14 protein-coding genes and 2 pseudogenes are annotated in these 16,020 nt (G+C 62.6%); 11 read left to right on the top strand and 5 right to left on the bottom strand.

Annotation, left to right across the window (positions count from 1 at the left end):
* Positions 1–81: 81 nt before the first annotated feature.
* A complete protein-coding gene (gene rsgA, locus LK440_RS11565) occupies positions 82–981 on the bottom strand; it encodes a ribosome small subunit-dependent GTPase A (RefSeq protein WP_005012496.1) in 900 nt (299 codons plus the stop codon).
* Positions 978–2,231 (bottom strand): M48 family metallopeptidase, encoded by a 1,254-nt coding sequence (locus LK440_RS11560; protein WP_005012498.1) that lies wholly within the window; start codon positions 2,229–2,231, stop codon positions 978–980. Before LK440_RS11560 ends, rsgA begins: the two co-directional genes overlap by 4 nt.
* A gap of 60 nt (positions 2,232–2,291) precedes the next feature.
* On the opposite strand from LK440_RS11560, the gene orn reads away from it, so the two are divergent.
* Complete coding sequence (orn, locus tag LK440_RS11555; RefSeq protein WP_005012499.1) at positions 2,292–2,837, top strand: oligoribonuclease; 546 nt, start codon at positions 2,292–2,294, stop codon at positions 2,835–2,837.
* Between the two features lie 302 nt (positions 2,838–3,139).
* Complete coding sequence (locus tag LK440_RS11550) at positions 3,140–3,766, top strand: NAD(P)H-hydrate epimerase (protein ID WP_025341362.1); 627 nt, start codon at positions 3,140–3,142, stop codon at positions 3,764–3,766.
* On the opposite strand, the gene paaX is transcribed toward LK440_RS11550, so the two are convergent.
* The gene (gene paaX, locus LK440_RS11545) at positions 3,736–4,683 is read right to left on the bottom strand and encodes a phenylacetic acid degradation operon negative regulatory protein PaaX (RefSeq protein ID WP_005012501.1); all 948 of its coding nucleotides are present in this window, start codon (positions 4,681–4,683) and stop codon (positions 3,736–3,738) included. The two genes, LK440_RS11550 and paaX, sit on opposite strands and share 31 nt — an antisense overlap.
* Positions 4,684–4,869: 186 nt before the next feature.
* On the opposite strand from paaX, the gene paaA reads away from it, so the two are divergent.
* The 8 genes from paaA (at position 4,870) to paaI (ending at position 11,560) form a co-directional block, all read left to right on the top strand.
* Positions 4,870–5,859 (top strand): 1,2-phenylacetyl-CoA epoxidase subunit PaaA, encoded by a 990-nt coding sequence (gene paaA / locus LK440_RS11540; protein WP_005012502.1) that lies wholly within the window; start codon positions 4,870–4,872, stop codon positions 5,857–5,859.
* Positions 5,860–5,928: 69 nt separating this feature from the next.
* Complete coding sequence (gene paaB / locus LK440_RS11535; protein WP_005012503.1) at positions 5,929–6,213, top strand: 1,2-phenylacetyl-CoA epoxidase subunit PaaB; 285 nt, start codon at positions 5,929–5,931, stop codon at positions 6,211–6,213.
* Between the two features lie 6 nt (positions 6,214–6,219).
* Entirely contained in the window at positions 6,220–6,984 is a 765-nt protein-coding gene (gene paaC / locus LK440_RS11530) for a 1,2-phenylacetyl-CoA epoxidase subunit PaaC (protein ID WP_005012509.1), read from the top strand.
* A gap of 23 nt (positions 6,985–7,007) precedes the next feature.
* Positions 7,008–7,421, top strand: a complete 414-nt coding sequence (gene paaD / locus LK440_RS11525) for a 1,2-phenylacetyl-CoA epoxidase subunit PaaD (RefSeq protein WP_076879519.1) — start codon at positions 7,008–7,010, stop codon at positions 7,419–7,421.
* A gap of 67 nt (positions 7,422–7,488) precedes the next feature.
* Positions 7,489–8,577 carry a 1,2-phenylacetyl-CoA epoxidase subunit PaaE gene (gene paaE / locus LK440_RS11520; protein WP_005012512.1) on the top strand — a complete coding sequence of 363 codons (1,089 nt, stop codon included), beginning with the start codon at positions 7,489–7,491 and terminating at the stop codon, positions 8,575–8,577.
* A 52-nt stretch (positions 8,578–8,629) separates the two neighbouring features.
* Positions 8,630–10,294 carry a phenylacetic acid degradation protein PaaN gene (paaN, locus tag LK440_RS11515; protein WP_005012515.1) on the top strand — a complete coding sequence of 555 codons (1,665 nt, stop codon included), beginning with the start codon at positions 8,630–8,632 and terminating at the stop codon, positions 10,292–10,294.
* A 10-nt stretch (positions 10,295–10,304) separates the two neighbouring features.
* On the top strand, positions 10,305–11,093 hold the full coding sequence (paaG, locus tag LK440_RS11510) for a 2-(1,2-epoxy-1,2-dihydrophenyl)acetyl-CoA isomerase PaaG (protein WP_005012517.1): 789 nt from the start codon (positions 10,305–10,307) through the stop codon (positions 11,091–11,093).
* A complete protein-coding gene (gene paaI, locus LK440_RS11505) occupies positions 11,093–11,560 on the top strand; it encodes a hydroxyphenylacetyl-CoA thioesterase PaaI (protein WP_005012520.1) in 468 nt (155 codons plus the stop codon). The genes paaG and paaI overlap by 1 nt, the downstream gene beginning before the upstream one ends.
* Positions 11,561–11,580: 20 nt before the next feature.
* Here paaI and LK440_RS11500 read toward each other — a convergent pair whose 3' ends face one another.
* The gene (locus LK440_RS11500) at positions 11,581–12,801 is read right to left on the bottom strand and encodes an ISL3 family transposase (RefSeq protein ID WP_005011985.1); all 1,221 of its coding nucleotides are present in this window, start codon (positions 12,799–12,801) and stop codon (positions 11,581–11,583) included.
* Between the two features lie 136 nt (positions 12,802–12,937).
* Here LK440_RS11500 and paaK point away from each other — a divergent pair.
* A pseudogene (gene paaK / locus LK440_RS11495) lies at positions 12,938–14,254 on the top strand (phenylacetate--CoA ligase PaaK).
* Between the two features lie 159 nt (positions 14,255–14,413).
* Here paaK and ggt read toward each other — a convergent pair.
* Positions 14,414–16,008: pseudogene (gene ggt / locus LK440_RS11490) on the bottom strand (gamma-glutamyltransferase).
* Positions 16,009–16,020 lie beyond the last annotated feature (12 nt).

Genomic DNA, 16,020 nt, shown 5'->3' with positions numbered 1-16,020 from the left:
AGTGCGGTCACGGACCGCCAGGCCTGGGGGCCGGTGGACAGCGCGGCATTGCGGGCCAGACCGAGCGGGATGTTTCCGGTTTCAGTATCGGCGAGCGGCTTCGGTCTCGGCCAGGATGCGCTCATAGAGTGCGTAGCGACCCGGGTCGATGTGGCCGTCCTTGAGCGCGCCGACCACGCCACAGCCCGGCTCGTGACGATGGGTGCAGTTATAGAACCGGCAATCTTCGATGTAGCGTTTGAATTCCGGAAAACCGCGCAGAATGTCTTCGCCGCTCAGATGCTGCAGGCCGAAGGCCTGGAATCCCGGAGAGTCGATCAGGTCGCCGCCAGGCGGCGGCAAGTGGTAGAGGCGGGTGCTGGTGGTCGTGTGGCGTCCCATATCCAACGCGGTGGAATGCTCGCGTGTGGCCGCCTGGGCATCAGGCACCAAGGTATTGAGCAGCGTGGATTTGCCCATGCCGCTTTGACCCAGCAGCAGATTGACGCGACCGACCAGGCGCGGCGCGAGATCGCGATGCACGGTCTGCGCATCCTGGACGCTTAGTTCGATGACCGGTACGCCCAGCGCGCGGATGGGCGCCAGACGAAAGCGGGCATGATCCAGGCCGGCGGTGATATCGATCTTGTTGAGAATGATCAGCGGCTCGATGCCTGCGCTCCAGGCACCGGTCAATGCGCGGCCGAGCAGGTCTTCCGAGAAGGTCGGCTCGACGGCGATCACGATGAGCAACTGATCGACGTTGGCGGCAAACTGCTTGGACCGCATCTCGTCGGAGCGGAACAACAGATTGCGTCGGGGCAAGACCGCATCGATGGCACCTTCGTCAGCGCCTTGCGGCGTGATGCGCACCCAGTCGCCTACGGCCGGTCCGGTCTTCTTGCCACGCGGAAAACACTTGCGCAGGCTGCCGTCGGCAAGCTCCACGCTGTAATGCCGGCCGTGGGCGGCAATGATGCGGCCTTCGGTGTGCGCGCTCATACGGTCACACCCGCCAGGAGATGACGGATGCGTACGGCAGCGGGTGGATGGCTGTCGTAAAAGGCGGAATGCACGGGATCGGGGGTCAAGGTGGCGGCGTTGTCGTCGTAAAGTTTGACCAGCGCGCAGATGAGGTTGCTCGAGGAGCTTTGTGCGGCCGCGTAGCGGTCGGCCTCGAACTCGTCACGGCGCGAGTACCAACTGGCCAGCGGGGTGAACATAAAGGTGAAAACGGGAATGACCAGAAAGAAGAGAATGAGCGCCATGGCGTCGTTTCGCCCGCCCAGTTGCGGCAGCACGCCCAACCCCTCGTAAAACCAGGGCTGTTGGGCCAACCACCCCAAGGCAGCGAAGAACACCAGCGCCATCGCCAGATTCAGCCCGATGCGTTTGATAATGTGGTGGCGCTTGAAATGCCCCAGCTCGTGAGCGAGGACCGCCTCGATTTCGTCGGCATTCAGGCGCGCCAGCAGGGTGTCGAAGAACACGATGCGCCGGCTTTTTCCAAAGCCGGTGAAATACGCATTGCCATGCGCCGAACGTTTGGAGCCATCCATCACGAACAGGCCATTGAGCGTGGAGCCGCAACGCTGCGCCAGGCCGCGAATGCGGGCCGTGAGATCCGGGTCGTCCAACGGGGTGAACGTGTTGAAAAGCGGGGCAATATAGGTCGGCGCAATGAATATGAGCAGCAGGTTGAAGGCCGTCCACAGTACCCAAGCCCACAGCCACCACAAGGCCCCGGCGCTGCTCATGAGCCAGAGGATGGCTGCTGCCAGGGGCAGGCCCAGGCACAAGGCCAGCGTCACCCCCTTGAGCAGGTCGGAAAAAAACAGAGCCGGTGTCATGCGGTTGAAACCGAAGCGGCTTTCCAGATGGAACTGGCGCCACAGCGTAAAGGGCAGCCCCGCTAGCCCCAACAGCGCTGCGACCATGACGAGCAGCATGATCTGCCTGAGGAAGTCGGCCTGGATGAACAGACCCAGTGTGGAGTCCAACCACTGAAGTCCGCCGCACAGCGTCAGCGCCACCAGGATCATCGCATCATAGACTCGTTCGAACATACCCAGGCGCACGCGGGCGACGGTATAGTCGGCGGCGCGCTGGTGGCTGGTCAGCCCAATGCGGGCGGAAAATTCACCCGGCACCTGGTCGCGGTGTTGGGCGACGTGTCGGATCTGGCGGCTGGCCAGCCACAGGCGCACGCCGGTATCGGCAATCAGCAAAGCAACGAACAGCAGGGTAAACATAGGCTGGTGGGCGCCTCGGGCAGGGGTGTGCGAAAATCGCGTGTTTTAAAGGCAAATTATATGGCTGCCAACGAAAATCGCCTGGTCTGGCTCGACATGGAAATGACCGGGCTTGATCCTGAGAAAGAACGCATCATTGAAGTCGCCGTCGTGGTGACCGAACCGGATCTTACGGTCGTGGCCGAGGGGCCGGTACTCGTCGTACATCAGGACGACAGCGTGCTCGATGCCATGGACAATTGGAACAAGTCCACCCACGGCAAGAGCGGCCTGATCGACAAGGTGCGCGCCTCCACGCTCACCGAGGCCCAGGCCGAGCAGCAACTGATCGAATTTCTGGCTCAGCACGTGCCGGCCGGTAAGTCGCCGCTGTGCGGCAACACCATCAGCCAGGACCGCCGGTTCATGTTCGCCTATATGCCAGCGCTGGAGCGTTTCTTCCACTATCGCAATCTGGATGTCAGCACGCTGAAGGAGTTGGCGCGGCGCTGGGCTCCGGCGGTCTACAAGGGCTTCGAAAAGAAAAGCCGCCACGAAGCGCTGGCCGACATTTACGAGTCCATCGATGAGCTCAAATACTATCGTGAGCACTTCCTGAAAGTGTGAGGGCGCTCAGGCGGGGCGGGTAGGACCTGCGCGCGCGGCGCCGTAGGCCGTATTGAAGGTCACGGTAATTGGGGTTGGCGTTGACAACCGGTGCGCCCAGACTTTCGATACCGTTGCGCCAAGCGCAGTGCCGTTCGTCGCTTCGCCACCCCGTTCATCCCTTGGCCGTCGATCGCCGGCAGGCGACAGGCGCTCCCAGGCGAGTGGGCCGCCGCGGCTTGTCAGGCCATGCGCCGGCTCTTCCGGCAGGCACCCGCATGATCGAGCGTGCCCTACTGATTTCCCTTGTCGGAGGCGTGGCGATGCGTGTCTACACACTGGAGCAGTTGCGTCGGATCGAGGCGGGGGCCCGGGACCTGGGGATGGATCTGATGGGCCGCGCCGGACGGGCCGCGGCGGATTTCGTGCGCGTGCGTCTGTCAGCGCCTGGACCGGTGCTTGCGGTGGTAGGTCCGGGCAATAACGGTGGCGATGCCCTGGTGGCCGCCACGGCTCTGCTTGGCGCGGGGTACGCGGTGCAGGTGGTCATGCCGGGCGATCCCGCCCGTCTGCCTAGAGATGCCGCCCGCGCTCATGCCGCCTGGCGTGCCGCAGGCGGTCGGGAGGATCAGGCGTTGCCTCGCGCGGCGCCGGCCTTGGCGATCGACGGGCTGTTTGGCATAGGTCTGACGCGCAGGCTGGGCCAGCCCTGGCAGGATCTGGTGGACGCGGTGAATCGCTGGCGGATCCCTGTTCTTGCGCTGGATGTGCCCAGTGGCTTGTCGGCGCAAACCGGCCAGGCGCTGGGCCGGCCGGTTCAGGCGAGGTGGACGCTATCGTTCATCGGTACACCCTCCGCGTTGGCACAAGGCGCGGCGGCCATGGGCCAGCACTACGAGGAAGACCTCGGCCTGCCGCCTCAATGGCTATCGGCGCTGCTGACCGATTGAGGGCGGCCGCTGAAGCGGTGGCTGACATCCACGTCCAGAGGATGATAGCGGTTGTTTTCACGACCCGCGACGGCGTCCAGATGATGTTCCGAGGCGTCGAACAGTTGCCAGTACAACTGGCCGCAGAGCGCCCGGGCCGGACCACCGGGCCAATCCGCAGGCAGCATAGGCATGGGCAGTTGCGGGTCATGCAGCACGATGCGGCGCCAATGGTGCAGCAGCAGTACGCGGAGTGCAAAGGCCTGCGGCGGCGAGGGGGCCGTGTCTGCTACGAGCGGCGCCAGCGGTGAGAAACTGCGCGTAAACAGGCGGTATTGCTCAGCCACTGCATCCAGATTCCAACATTGTGGCACGAGGCTGGCAATGGGCAGGCCGCCGGCGCCGGCCAGATCGCGCGCGGCCAGTACCAATGCCTTGTCCGGAATGCCCAGTTGCTCGAGGATGTCATGGGCTGCCCGGGCCTCGGTGGCCGGGTGAGCGAACACGCCTGGAGCCACGAGGGCGAAACCTTCCCATTCGAGTGCACGCCGCAGTTCCGCACGTTCGGCCAGGCCATTGCTGCCGTTGCGGGGCAGGGCAACGAGCGTCCACTCCCCGTGCCATTGGTGCGGAGGACCTTCATAAATTCGTTGCGAGGCCAACGCCGTCAGTCGGCGTCCGGTATCGGCCATCAGGTACAGACTGCGGCGGCCATGGCGCTCGGATTGCAACCATCCTTGTGCGACGAGACGAAAGACGCTGGTGCGCAGCAAACGTTCGTTGATACCCACCGGAGCGAGCAGTTCGATCAAGTCGCCGAGCCAGATGGCCCCGCCATGCGGCCCAAGGGCATCGCCGAGCAGACTGACGCAAAGGGATTTGGCGCGTGGCGGATCCTGCTCCAGCAAACGAGCCAGAAAGCGATCCAGCGGTGGCATTGCAGAACTTGCCATAAATTAGGGACGGGCCAAAAGAGGCCTCCTGTTGACGGTCTGCCGACATGATACATAAAGTTGACGTGATACAGAAATAAGTTTGACAATGGAATTTTTGTATTAAATAATCCAATCATCAAGAAACAGATTGGGGCAGGGCGCAAGCCTGCTTCACCGAAGGAGACAAGCATGTACGCGCAACTGGTTGAGACGGGTGTCAAACAACTGCGCCGGACCGACGAGTTGTCGGGGCCGGAGCGCGACTTTCAGCGCCGGGTCGACGAGGGCGTGCGCATCGAGGCCAAGGACTGGATACCCGATGCCTACCGCAAGACGCTGGTGCGGCAGATTTCCCAGCATGCGCATTCCGAGATCGTGGGGATGCTGCCGGAGGGCAACTGGATCAGCCGTGCGCCGTCGCTCAAGCGCAAGGCCATTTTGCTGGCCAAGGTGCAGGACGAGGCCGGTCATGGCCTTTATCTGTATAGCGCCGCCGAAACCCTGGGCGTTTCGCGCGACGAGCTCATCGACGACTTGCATTCCGGCAAGGCCAAGTATTCGAGCATCTTCAATTACCCCACATTGAGCTGGGCCGACATCGGCATGATCGGTTGGCTGGTCGACGGCTCCGCCATCATCAACCAGATTCCGCTGTGCCGATGTTCGTACGGACCTTACGCCCGTGCCATGGTGCGGGTCTGTAAGGAAGAGTCTTTCCATCAGCGTCAGGGCTATGACCTGCTCATCCAGATGTGCCTGCACGGTACGCCCGAGCAGAAAGCGATGTGCCAGGACTCCCTTAACCGTTGGTGGTGGCCCGCGCTGATGATGTTCGGCCCTTCGGACGCCGACTCTCCCAATAGCGCGCAATCCATGCAATGGAAGATCAAGCTCTTCACCAACGATGAGTTGCGCCAGAAGATGGTCGACCAGACCGTGCCACAGGCCGAGTACCTGGGCCTGACGGTGCCCGATCCCGACCTCAAGTGGAACGCCGAGCGTGGTCACTATGATTTCGGCGAAATCGACTGGGACGAGTTCTATGCCGTCATCAAGGGCAACGGCCCCTGCAACCGCGAGCGCCTGGCCGCCCGGGTCAAGGCTCACGAGGACGGCGCCTGGGTCCGCGATGGCCTGGCCGCCTACGCCGAGAAACAGGCGCGTCGCAAAGCCGCCTGATCGCGCCCGCACGGCTTTTTCACACTTCTGCACGAACAAGGCGCGCGCGCCGCGCCGGGGATACGCACCATGAGCAAACAATGGCCCCTATGGGAAGTCTTTATCCGCAGCCAGCACGGTTTGGCCCATAAACACGTGGGCAGTCTGCACGCGCCCGATGCTGAAATGGCCATCAACAATGCGCGTGATGTCTACACTCGCCGCAATGAAGGTCTGAGCATCTGGGTAGTGCGCGCCAGTGACATAGCCGCCAGCAGCCCTGGCGACAAAGAACCGCTGTTCGAGCCGGCCAACAGCAAGGTCTACCGTCATCCGACCTTCTTCCCGATGCCGGAAGAAATCAAGCACATGTGAGGCGGCATGGATAAGCAACTGTTTGAATATCTGCTTCGCCTCGGTGATACCTCGCTCATCCTGTCACAACGCCTGAGCGAATGGTGTGGGCACGGGCCTGTGCTCGAGGAAGACCTGGCGCTGACCAACACCGCCCTCGATTTGCTGGGCCAGGCTCGGATGTGGCTGACGCTGGCTGGCGAGGTCGAAGGCCAGGGGCGTGACGAGGACCAGCTTGCCTATTTGCGCGATACGCACCAGTTCCGCAACTGTCTTCTGGTCGAGCAGCCCAACGGCCACTATGGCGATACCATGGCGCGCCAGTTTCTGTTCGACGTCTGGCATTACTTTCTGCTGCAGCGACTGATGCAGTCCAAAGACGAAAGGATCGCCGGCATCGCCGCCAAGGCCATCAAGGAAGTCACCTATCACGTCCGCCGGTCTTCTGATCTGGTCGTGCGCTTGGGCGATGGCAGCGACGAGAGTCATCGACGTATGCAGGAGGCGATCCAGTCGGCCTGGACGTTTGCCGGTGAACTCTTTGCCGACGACGATGTTGATCAAGATCTGGTGTCGCGGGGGATTGCGGTAGAGCGGGCAAGCTTGTTCCAACCCTGGCTGGCGCATGTCAGCGAGGTGCTGGAGGAGGCCAGCCTTACCGTGCCTCAGGAACGCGAGGCATTTCACTTGCTGCGTCGCGGAGGCCTGCAAGGCCGTCATACCGAGGCCCTGGGTTATGTATTGGCCGAGATGCAGCATCTGCAACGCACCTACCCGGGAGCCCGTTGGTGAGCAGCGTGGACCGCGCACAGGTGATGGACTGGCTCGGGGAGGTCTCCGATCCGGAGATACCGGTGCTATCGGTGGTTGACCTGGGGGTCGTGCGCGCGGTGGACTGGGAGGGGCAGACCTGTGTGGTCACGATCACGCCCACCTATTCGGGCTGCCCGGCCATGCGCGAAATCACGGAGGACATCGTTCGCGTCCTCGCGACTCATGGGCTGGATCAGGTAGGTGTCGACACCCGGCTGGCGCCGGCCTGGACCACGGACTGGATGACCGAGCGCGGCCGTGCCGCGCTCAAAGGCTACGGCATTGCGGCACCCGCTGAGCGCGCCGTCGATATCTCCAGCATCAGCCGTCGACAGGCCATGCCGACCATTCCCTGTCCGCACTGTGGTTCCAGCAATACGCGCATGATCAGCAATTTCGGCTCGACCTCATGCTAGGCCCTGTATCGTTGCGCGGACTGCCGCGAGCCCTTTGATTACTTCAAGACGCATTGAGCGATTAACCATGAGCCAGCCACAATTCCATACCCTCAAAGTGGCCGCGGTGGCACGCAACACGCGCGACGCCGTGGTCGTCACCTTCGATCTGCCTGAACCCCTGCGCGACGCCTTTGCCTTCCGGCCGGGTCAATATCTCACGTTGCGCACCGAACTCAACGGCGAGGAAGTGCGCCGCTCGTACTCGATCTGCTCGGCGCCGGAAGATGGCATTCTGCGCGTGGCGATCAAGCACGTCGACGAGGGCGTTTTCTCCAGTTGGGCCAACCATGAGCTGCAGCCTGGCCAGGACCTGCAGGTCATGGCGCTGGCCGGAAATTTCACGGTCGAGTTTTCCCCCGAGCAGGAACGCCACTATGTGGCTTTTGCGGTCGGTAGCGGCATCACGCCGGTGTTCTCCCTCGTGAAAATCGCGTTGTCGACCGAGCCGAAAAGCCGGTTCACCCTGTTTTTCGGCAACCGAGCGTCCTCCTCGGTGCTGTTTCGCGAAGACATCGAAGACCTCAAGAATCGCTATATGGAGCGCTTCTCGCTGGTCTACATCATGAGCCGCGAGTCGCAGGACATCGAGCTATTCAATGGCCGCCTGGACGGTGACAAAGTCGAGCAGTTGATGAACACATGGATGGCGGGCGACGACGTCGATTACGCCTTTGTGTGTGGCCCGCAGACGATGATCGAAAGCGTGGTTCAGCGCCTGGCGGACCGGGGCATGGACAAGTCGCGGGTGAAGTTCGAGCTCTTTGGCGCGCTCAAAGGCCCGCGCAGCCTGCGCACTGGCAGCGAGGCGCCAGTAGCGCCTGGAAAAGGCCAATGCGAGGTGACCGTCATCCAGGATGGCCACAGCCGCAGTTTTTCCATTGCCAAGAACCAGGACAGCGTACTGGACTCGGCCCTGGCCCAGGGTGTTGAGTTGCCCTATTCCTGCAAGGGTGGGGTCTGTTCGACCTGCCGTTGCAAGGTTGTCGAAGGCGAAGTGGATATGGATGCCAACTTCGCCCTGGAAGATTACGAAGTGGCGCGTGGCTTTGTCCTGAGTTGCCAGAGCTATCCGGTCAGTGACCGCCTGGTTCTGGACTTTGATCAGGAAACCTGAGCGCTTAGCAGCCCTGATTGCGAATTCACAAAAAATAATCGGAGAGTAGGCAGTGTCCCAAGATTTCTTTGAACGTCATCAGCCCGTGCTGGAAAAGGCCCTGGCGGCTGCCCGTGAACGCGGTTACTGGAGCCCGTTCTCCGAATCGCCCAGCCCGCGCAATTACGGCGAGACGGCCGCTCAGGATGGTCAGGCCGCTTTTGATGCGTTGCTGGGCAAGGAGTTTGCGCTAACGGTCTCAGGCGCCGAAGGCACCGTGGGCGGCGAAGTCTCGCCCTTCGGCTTTGCGCTCAATATCACCTATCCCCGTGTCTCGCCGGAGCGTCTGCTGGCCAATGCCGAGCAGGCCGGCCAGGACTGGCGTCGCGCCGGTCCTCGCGCCTGGGTGGGAGTATCGCTGGAGATTCTGGCACGCCTTAACCGCCGCAGTTTCGAGATGGCGCACGCCGTGCAGCACACGACGGGGCAGGGGTTCATGATGGCCTTCCAGGCGGGCGGCCCGCACGCGCAGGATCGAAGTCTCGAAGCCGTGACCTATGCCTGGCAGGCAATGTCGCGCATTCCCGAAGTCGCGATGTGGGAGAAACCCCAGGGAAAGAATGAGCCCATCAAGATGGAGAAGCGCTTTACCGTGGTGCCGCGCGGCGTGGCTCTGGTCATTGGCTGCTCCACCTTCCCCACCTGGAACGGGTATCCGGGTCTGTTTGCCAGCCTCGCAACCGGCAACACTGTCATCGTCAAGCCGCATCCTGCGGCGATTCTGCCACTGGCGCTGACCGTGCAGATCGCGCGCGAGGTGCTGGTTGAGGCGGGTTTCAGTCCTGATGTGGTGCAGTTGGCCGCCCACCCGGCAGGCGACGACACCGCGCAGCAACTGGCCTTGGCTGGGGCTGTCAAGATCATTGATTTCACTGGCAGCACCGCCAATGGTGACTGGCTGGAGCAAAACGCCCGTCAGGCACTGGTCTACACCGAGAAGGCCGGGGTCAATCAGGTCATTATCGATTCTGTCCAGGATATCAAGGGGGCGGCGCGCAACCTGGCCTTTTCGCTGGCGTTGTACTCGGGCCAGATGTGTACCGCCCCGCAGAACATTTACGTGCTTCGTGATGGCATCGAGACGGCCGAGGGCCATCTGAGCTTCGACGACGTGGCCGCAGCCATTGCCTCGGCCGTCGAAAAGCTATCGGGTGATGCCGCGCGCGCCGTCGAGTTGACCGGCGCCATTCAAAGCGACGCCACGGCCGAGCGCATTGACCGCGCACGAGCCTTGGGGCTGCCCGTGCTGGCCGACTCTCGCAGCCTGACCCATCCGCAGTTCGAGCACGCGCGTGTTCGCACGCCTCTGGTCTTGAGCGCCGAAGCCGATGACAGCCGGATCTTTCAGGAATGGTTTGGTCCGATTTCCTTTTTCGTGGCGACGGACTCCACCGATCACAGCATTGCCCTGGCCCGCGATACGGTGCGAGAGCACGGAGCGCTCAGCCTGTCGGCCTACACGACCGATGACGGCGTGGCCGACCGCATCCAGGAAGCGGCCGAGGTCGCCGGAGTGGCCCTGTCGCTGAATCTGACCGGTGCCGTGTTCGTCAACCAGACGGCAGCCTTCAGCGATTTCCATGGCACCGGCGCCAACCCGGCGGCCAACGCGGCGTTGTCGGACAGCGCGTTCGTGGCAAACCGCTTCCGCGTCGTGCAAACCCGCCGGCACGTTTGAGGAGCCGCTCATGAGCTATCAGGATATCGAGTTTTCCTTGGCCGACGGCATTGCCCGTCTGACCTTGAACCGTCCCGACAAACTCAACAGCTTCACGGCACGCATGCACGGTGAAGTGGCCGATGCGTTGACGCAGGTCGAAACGCAGGGCGCGCGCGTGGTGGTGTTGACCGGTGCCGGCCGTGGTTTTTGTGCCGGCCAGGATCTGTCGGAGCGCCGTCCCACCGCCGATGGGTCGCCTCCAGATCTGGGCGAGACGGTGGAGAAATTCTACGCGCCGCTGGTGCGCCGCTTGGCGGCGTTGCCACTGCCGGTCGTCGTCGGCGTCAATGGCGTCGCAGCAGGCGCTGGCGCCAATCTGGCGTTTGCCGGTGACATCGTCATTGCCAAAGAGTCGGCCAGTTTCATTCAGTCCTTCTGCCGTCTGGGGCTGATTCCGGACACGGGCGGCACGTTCGTGCTGCCGCGTCTGGTCGGTCGTGCGCGGGCGTTCGGTCTGGCCATGTTGGGCGACAAGATCGCGGCGCGCCAGGCCCAGGACTTGGGCTTGATATGGCAGTGTGTCGCCGACGAGGCGTTCGAAGAGACCCTGGAGAAGATGGCCCGTCATTTTGCCCGCGCTCCGACCAAGGGCCTGGCGTTCAGCAAGCGCGCCTTGCAGGCCAGCCTGGGCAACGACCTGGCCACGCAGCTCGACCTCGAGCGCGACATGATGCGCGAACTCGGCCGCAGCGCCGATTATGCCGAAGGGGTCGCCGCGTTTCTCGACAAACGCGAACCCGACTTCAAGGGGCAATAATGGACGCTCCTCAAATACAGACGACAGTCCCCACCGATCCGCAAGCGTTGGCCGAGGCAGTCGGACAAACCATGTACGCCGCCGATGCGGCGACTCAGGCCTTGGGCATGACAGTGGTGGAGATCGCCCCCGGGTATGCCCGCCTGACGATGACGGTACGCGGCGACATGCTCAACGGCCACAAGACCTGCCATGGCGGCTTCATCTTCGCGTTGGCCGACAGCAGCTTCGCCTTTGCGTGCAACTCACGCAATGTCAGCACCGTGGCGTCGGGCTGTGTGATTGATTATCTCGCGCCTGGCTATGAAGGCGATGTGCTCACGGCAGTCGCGCAGGAGCGCTCCTTGGCCGGGCGTACCGGCGTCTACGACATCACGGTGAGCAACCAGGACGGACGCAATGTGGCGGTCTTTCGGGGCCGTTCGTATCGAATAAAAGGACAGATCGTCGGCGAAGCCGAGGCTTGAGTCCGGGGTTTTCTTATGGTTCATCGAGGAATACCGGGGAATGCAGACCGGATCTTGAGGAAGAAGTACTCCTGATCGCGGTAGCCGTAGGCGCGGCGCTTGATGACTTTGATGGTGTTGTTGATGCCCTCGACGATGCTGGTGTTGAGCCGGTGGCGACAGCGAGACAGAATCCCGTGCAGATAGGCTTTTAGCTTGAGCGCGAAGTGAGCCAAGGCGGCGATGCCGCTGCCCTGAGCCTGTTGCAGCCAGTGATCCCATGCCTGGCGGGCGTAGCCGGGGTGTTGGTAGAACCACAGCTGTTTGAGCTCATCGCGCATCAGATAAGCGGTGAGCAAGGGCTGGTTGGCCTGGAGCAACTCGTCCAACTTTACCGATTGGCACGGATCGAGGTTTTTGCGATTGCGCAGCAGTAGCCAGCGACTGGACTTGATCACCCGGCGGGCCGGCTTGTCGTGCCGCAACTGGTTCGCTTGGTCTACACGCACCCGGTCTATCACTTCACGGCCGTACTTGGCCACGACGTGGAACAGGTCGTAGACGATCTCGGCGTTGGGGCAGTTGGCCTGGATCTCCAGCTCATAGGCCGTCGTCATGTCGATCGCTACGGCCCGGATCTGCTGGGCAACCCCAGTTGGCAGTTGTTCGAAGAAGGCTCTGGCCGTCTCGCGCGAGCGGCCATCACCGATCCATAGCACCTGACGGCGGATCGGATCGACAACGACCGTGGCATAACGATGGCCCTTGTGTAGAGCGAACTCGTCCATCGCTAGGTAGTGGATCTGACTCCAGTCCGGCTCTTGGATCGCCCGTCGCAGCAGGGCCTTGTCCAGCGCCTTGACCGTGTGCCAACCCAGTTGGAAGAAGCGCGCCACGGCCAGAATGTTGCTGGACTCAAGCAACTGGCTGACCGCCTCGGCCAGCCGGTCGGTCACTCGCTGGTAACGGCCCAGCCAGCTCAGCCTCTCCAGATGCGGTCCACCGCACTGCTCGCACCAGACCCGCCGACGCGGCACTACCAGCGTCACTCGCAGCGCCATTAGCGGCAGATCCCGCACCCGGCGCGTGGTCGTCTCATGCACCTGCCGACATCGGTTGCCGCAGTGCTCGCAGTGCATCGTTCGCGCTGAAGGCTTCAGGTAAATCGTGACCGTCCGGCTCTCACCTTCAGGCCACACGACCCGCTCCACCCGATAACCTTCCCACCCACCCAACCTCTCGATCGTCTTGCGGTCCAGCATGATCCCGGCCTTGATCCTTGAAAAATCAAGGATCAAGCGTAATGGCAATCAAGCACGGCTCCACGCTATTCCGCGATGAACCTTTCTTATTGCGAAGCGGCCTTGTGCCGCACAGATTTTTCAGGAGAGAGACACCATGCCCACTACCCTCAGCAAGCCGGGGCTGGATCCTATCGAACACGCCAGCCGCGATGAATTGCAGGCGTTGCAGCTCGAGAGGCTGAAATGGACCGTCAACCACGCTTATCAGAACGTGGCGCATTACAAAAAAGCGTTCGACGACGCGGGCGTGCATCCGGATGATCTCAAGCAGCTCTCCGATATCGCCAAGTTTCCGTTCACCACCAAGAAAGATCTGCGCGACAACTATCCCTTCGGGATGTTTGCCGTGCCGCGCGAGCGTGTTTCGCGGGTGCATGCTTCCAGCGGCACCACGGGCAAGCCTACCGTAGTGGGTTATACCGCTCGCGATCTGGACAATTGGGCCAATCTGGTTGCGCGCTCCATCCGGGCCGCAGGTGGCAAGGCGGGCGATATCATTCACGTCGCCTATGGGTACGGCCTGTTTACCGGCGGGTTGGGCGCGCACTACGGGGCCGAGCGCCTCGGTTGCACCGTGATTCCGATGTCGGGCGGGCAGACTGAAAAACAGGTGCAGCTGATCAATGATTTCCGTCCGGACATCATCATGGTCACACCCTCCTACTTCTGCAATATTCTGGAAGAGCAGCGTCGCTAAGGACAGGATCCGCGCGAAAGCTCGTTGCGCATCGGCATCTTCGGCGCCGAGCCCTGGACCGGGCAAATGCGCCAGGATATCGAGGGCCAGGCGGGCATCGATGCCGTGGACATCTACGGTTTGTCGGAAGTCATGGGGCCAGGCGTGGCAAGCGAGTGCGTGGAAACCAAGGACGGCCCGGTCGTCTGGGAAGACCACTTTTACGCCGAAATCATCAACCCCGAGACGGGCGAACCGGTGGCGGATGGCGAGTCTGGCGAGCTGGTGTTCACCTCGCTGACGAAGGAGGCCATGCCCATCATTCGCTATCGCACACGCGACCTGACCCGGTTGCTGCCACCGACCTCGCGCAGCATGCGCCGCATCGGCAAGATCACCGGCCGCAGTGACGATATGCTCATCGTGCGTGGTGTCAACCTGTTCCCCACCCAGGTCGAGGAGCTGGTACTAAAGATCACGCAACTGGCGCCGCATTATCAGTTGGTGCTCACGCGCAGTGGCAATCTGGACGAGCTCGAAATTCTCACCGAGCTGCGTCCGGAGTTTGGCGGACTGTCGGATGCCGAGCGTGCTGCTGTGGGTAAGCAATTGCAGCATGCCGTCAAATCCTATATTGGCGTCAGTGCCCGTATTCAGGTGGCCGAGGCAGGTTTTGTCGAACGCACGCTCACGGGCAAGGCCCGGCGCGTCATCGACAAGCGGCCGCGCGGGTAAGCAAGGCACGCATCGCGGTGGGCGAGAGGGCGCAGTTCTGGCTTTTCTCGCATTCCTTCATCTGAAGGCGTGGTCCGTCGCCCCAGAACAAAAACGCCGCGCAGGAATCTGCGCGGCGTTTACACAGGGAACCCGGCGAGGTTCTCGTGTTGCGAAAAACTAAAAGCCCACGGCCTGTCCATCACGGCGCGAGTCTGACGCTGCCACGTAGCCGCCGCCTGGCAGACAATGAATCAGTTGCGCGGATCCGAACTCCAGGCTGTCGGCCGGCGCGACCTGCACGTGATGGCCGCGCGCACGCAGGGTCTGCACCACATCGGCAGGCAGGTGGGCTTCCACGTTGACCACCGGGCCGTTTTCCACCCGAAAGCGTGGCGCATCGCTCATGGCCTGCGGATTTTGCCCGAATGCGGCCAGCCGGGTCATCATCTGCAGGTGCCCCTGGGCCTGCATGGAGCCTCCCATGACGCCGAAGGACATCACCGGTTGCCCCCCGCGGGTGACGAATGCCGGAATGATGGTGTGCATGGGCTGCTTGCGCGGGCCGACCTGGTTGGCATGGCCCGGCGTCAGGACAAAGTTCAGGCCGCGGTTATGCAGGCTGATGCCTGTGCCCGGCACACCACCCCCGAGCCGAAGCCGTGATAGTTGGACTGGATGAAGGACACCATGGTGCCCTGGGCATCCGCCGCGGTGAGATAGACGGTGCCACCGGTCTTGGGTGCCCCGGCCAGCGGCGTGACAGCCTTATCCATGCGGATGAGTCGGGCGCGCTCGGACAGGTAGGCCGGATCCAGCAGGGCAGCGGCGTCCATCCGCATGTGTTCCGGGTCAGCCACGTGATGATGCAGGTCGGCGAAGGCCAGCTTCATGGCTTCGATGCTGACATGGTAGTAATCCGCGCTGTCACAGCCCATGCCTTCAAGGTCGAAGTGCTCAAGCAGGCCCAGCGCAATCAGCGCCGAGATTCCTTGTCCATTGGGAGGGATCTCGTGCAGACGGTAGTCCCGAAAGCCTTGCGAGATGGGTTCGACCCATTGCGGTTGATGCGCGGCCAGGTCATCGGCAGTCAGCGCGCCGCCCGTTTCGCGGGCAAAGGCTGCGATTTTTGCGGCCAGCGCGCCACGATAGAAGCTTTCGCCGCCGGTCTCGGCGATGTCGCGCAGCGTTCTACCCTGCTCGGGGAAGCGCCACCATTGACCGGCTTGCGGCGTCTTGCCTTCGGGAAGAAAGGCCTGCGCGAAGCCGGGCTCATGGGCCAGTTTGGGCGCCTGCGTGGCCCATTGCCGAGCGATGGTCGGCGAGACAGCGAAGCCGCGCTCGGCATACTCGATGGCCGGTTCGAACAACTGTGCGAAAGGCAGTTTCCCAAAGCGCTCATGCAAGGCTTTCCAGCCGGCGACCTGACCGGGCACGGTCACCGTGCCCCAGCCGGAGGGTGGCATGGTGTCGCGGCCGGCAAAGTATTCCGGCGTCCAGGCTGCCGGCGAACGGCCGCTGGAGTTCAAGCCATACAGACGGCCTTCATGCCAGACCAGGGTGAACATATCGCCGCCGATACCGTTCATCACCGGTTCGACGACCGTCAGCGCGATGGCCGTGGCGATGGCGCTGTCGACGGCATTGCCGCCCGCCAGCATCATGCGCAGACCCGCTTGTGCGGCCAGCGGTTGGCTGGTCGCGACCGTATTGGCCGCGAGCACCGGCATTTTTCGGCTGGCGTAGGGGAAAGTCCAATCAAAGGGCATAGACATGATGCGTGGCTG

This window comes from Bordetella holmesii (assembly GCF_020735985.1).
Taxonomy (GTDB): Bacteria; Pseudomonadota; Gammaproteobacteria; order Burkholderiales; family Burkholderiaceae_B; genus Bordetella; species Bordetella holmesii.
Note: the sequence above shows the minus strand (reverse complement) of the source record. Positions and strands in the feature narration are given on the sequence as shown.

What these genes read in the sequence shown, in the direction of transcription:
- rsgA (WP_005012496.1), bottom strand. Translation starts at nt 981, where the DNA reads ATGAGCGCGCACACCGAAGGCCGCATCATTGCCGCCCACGGCCGGCAT.
- LK440_RS11560 (WP_005012498.1), bottom strand. Translation starts at nt 2,231, where the DNA reads ATGTTTACCCTGCTGTTCGTTGCTTTGCTGATTGCCGATACCGGCGTG.
- orn (WP_005012499.1), top strand. Translation starts at nt 2,292, where the DNA reads ATGGCTGCCAACGAAAATCGCCTGGTCTGGCTCGACATGGAAATGACC.
- LK440_RS11550 (WP_025341362.1), top strand. Translation starts at nt 3,140, where the DNA reads ATGCGTGTCTACACACTGGAGCAGTTGCGTCGGATCGAGGCGGGGGCC.
- paaX (WP_005012501.1), bottom strand. Translation starts at nt 4,683, where the DNA reads ATGCCACCGCTGGATCGCTTTCTGGCTCGTTTGCTGGAGCAGGATCCG.
- paaA (WP_005012502.1), top strand. Translation starts at nt 4,870, where the DNA reads ATGTACGCGCAACTGGTTGAGACGGGTGTCAAACAACTGCGCCGGACC.
- paaB (WP_005012503.1), top strand. Translation starts at nt 5,929, where the DNA reads ATGAGCAAACAATGGCCCCTATGGGAAGTCTTTATCCGCAGCCAGCAC.
- paaC (WP_005012509.1), top strand. Translation starts at nt 6,220, where the DNA reads ATGGATAAGCAACTGTTTGAATATCTGCTTCGCCTCGGTGATACCTCG.
- paaD (WP_076879519.1), top strand. Translation starts at nt 7,008, where the DNA reads ATGGACTGGCTCGGGGAGGTCTCCGATCCGGAGATACCGGTGCTATCG.
- paaE (WP_005012512.1), top strand. Translation starts at nt 7,489, where the DNA reads ATGAGCCAGCCACAATTCCATACCCTCAAAGTGGCCGCGGTGGCACGC.
- paaG (WP_005012517.1), top strand. Translation starts at nt 10,305, where the DNA reads ATGAGCTATCAGGATATCGAGTTTTCCTTGGCCGACGGCATTGCCCGT.
- paaI (WP_005012520.1), top strand. Translation starts at nt 11,093, where the DNA reads ATGGACGCTCCTCAAATACAGACGACAGTCCCCACCGATCCGCAAGCG.
- LK440_RS11500 (WP_005011985.1), bottom strand. Translation starts at nt 12,801, where the DNA reads ATGCTGGACCGCAAGACGATCGAGAGGTTGGGTGGGTGGGAAGGTTAT.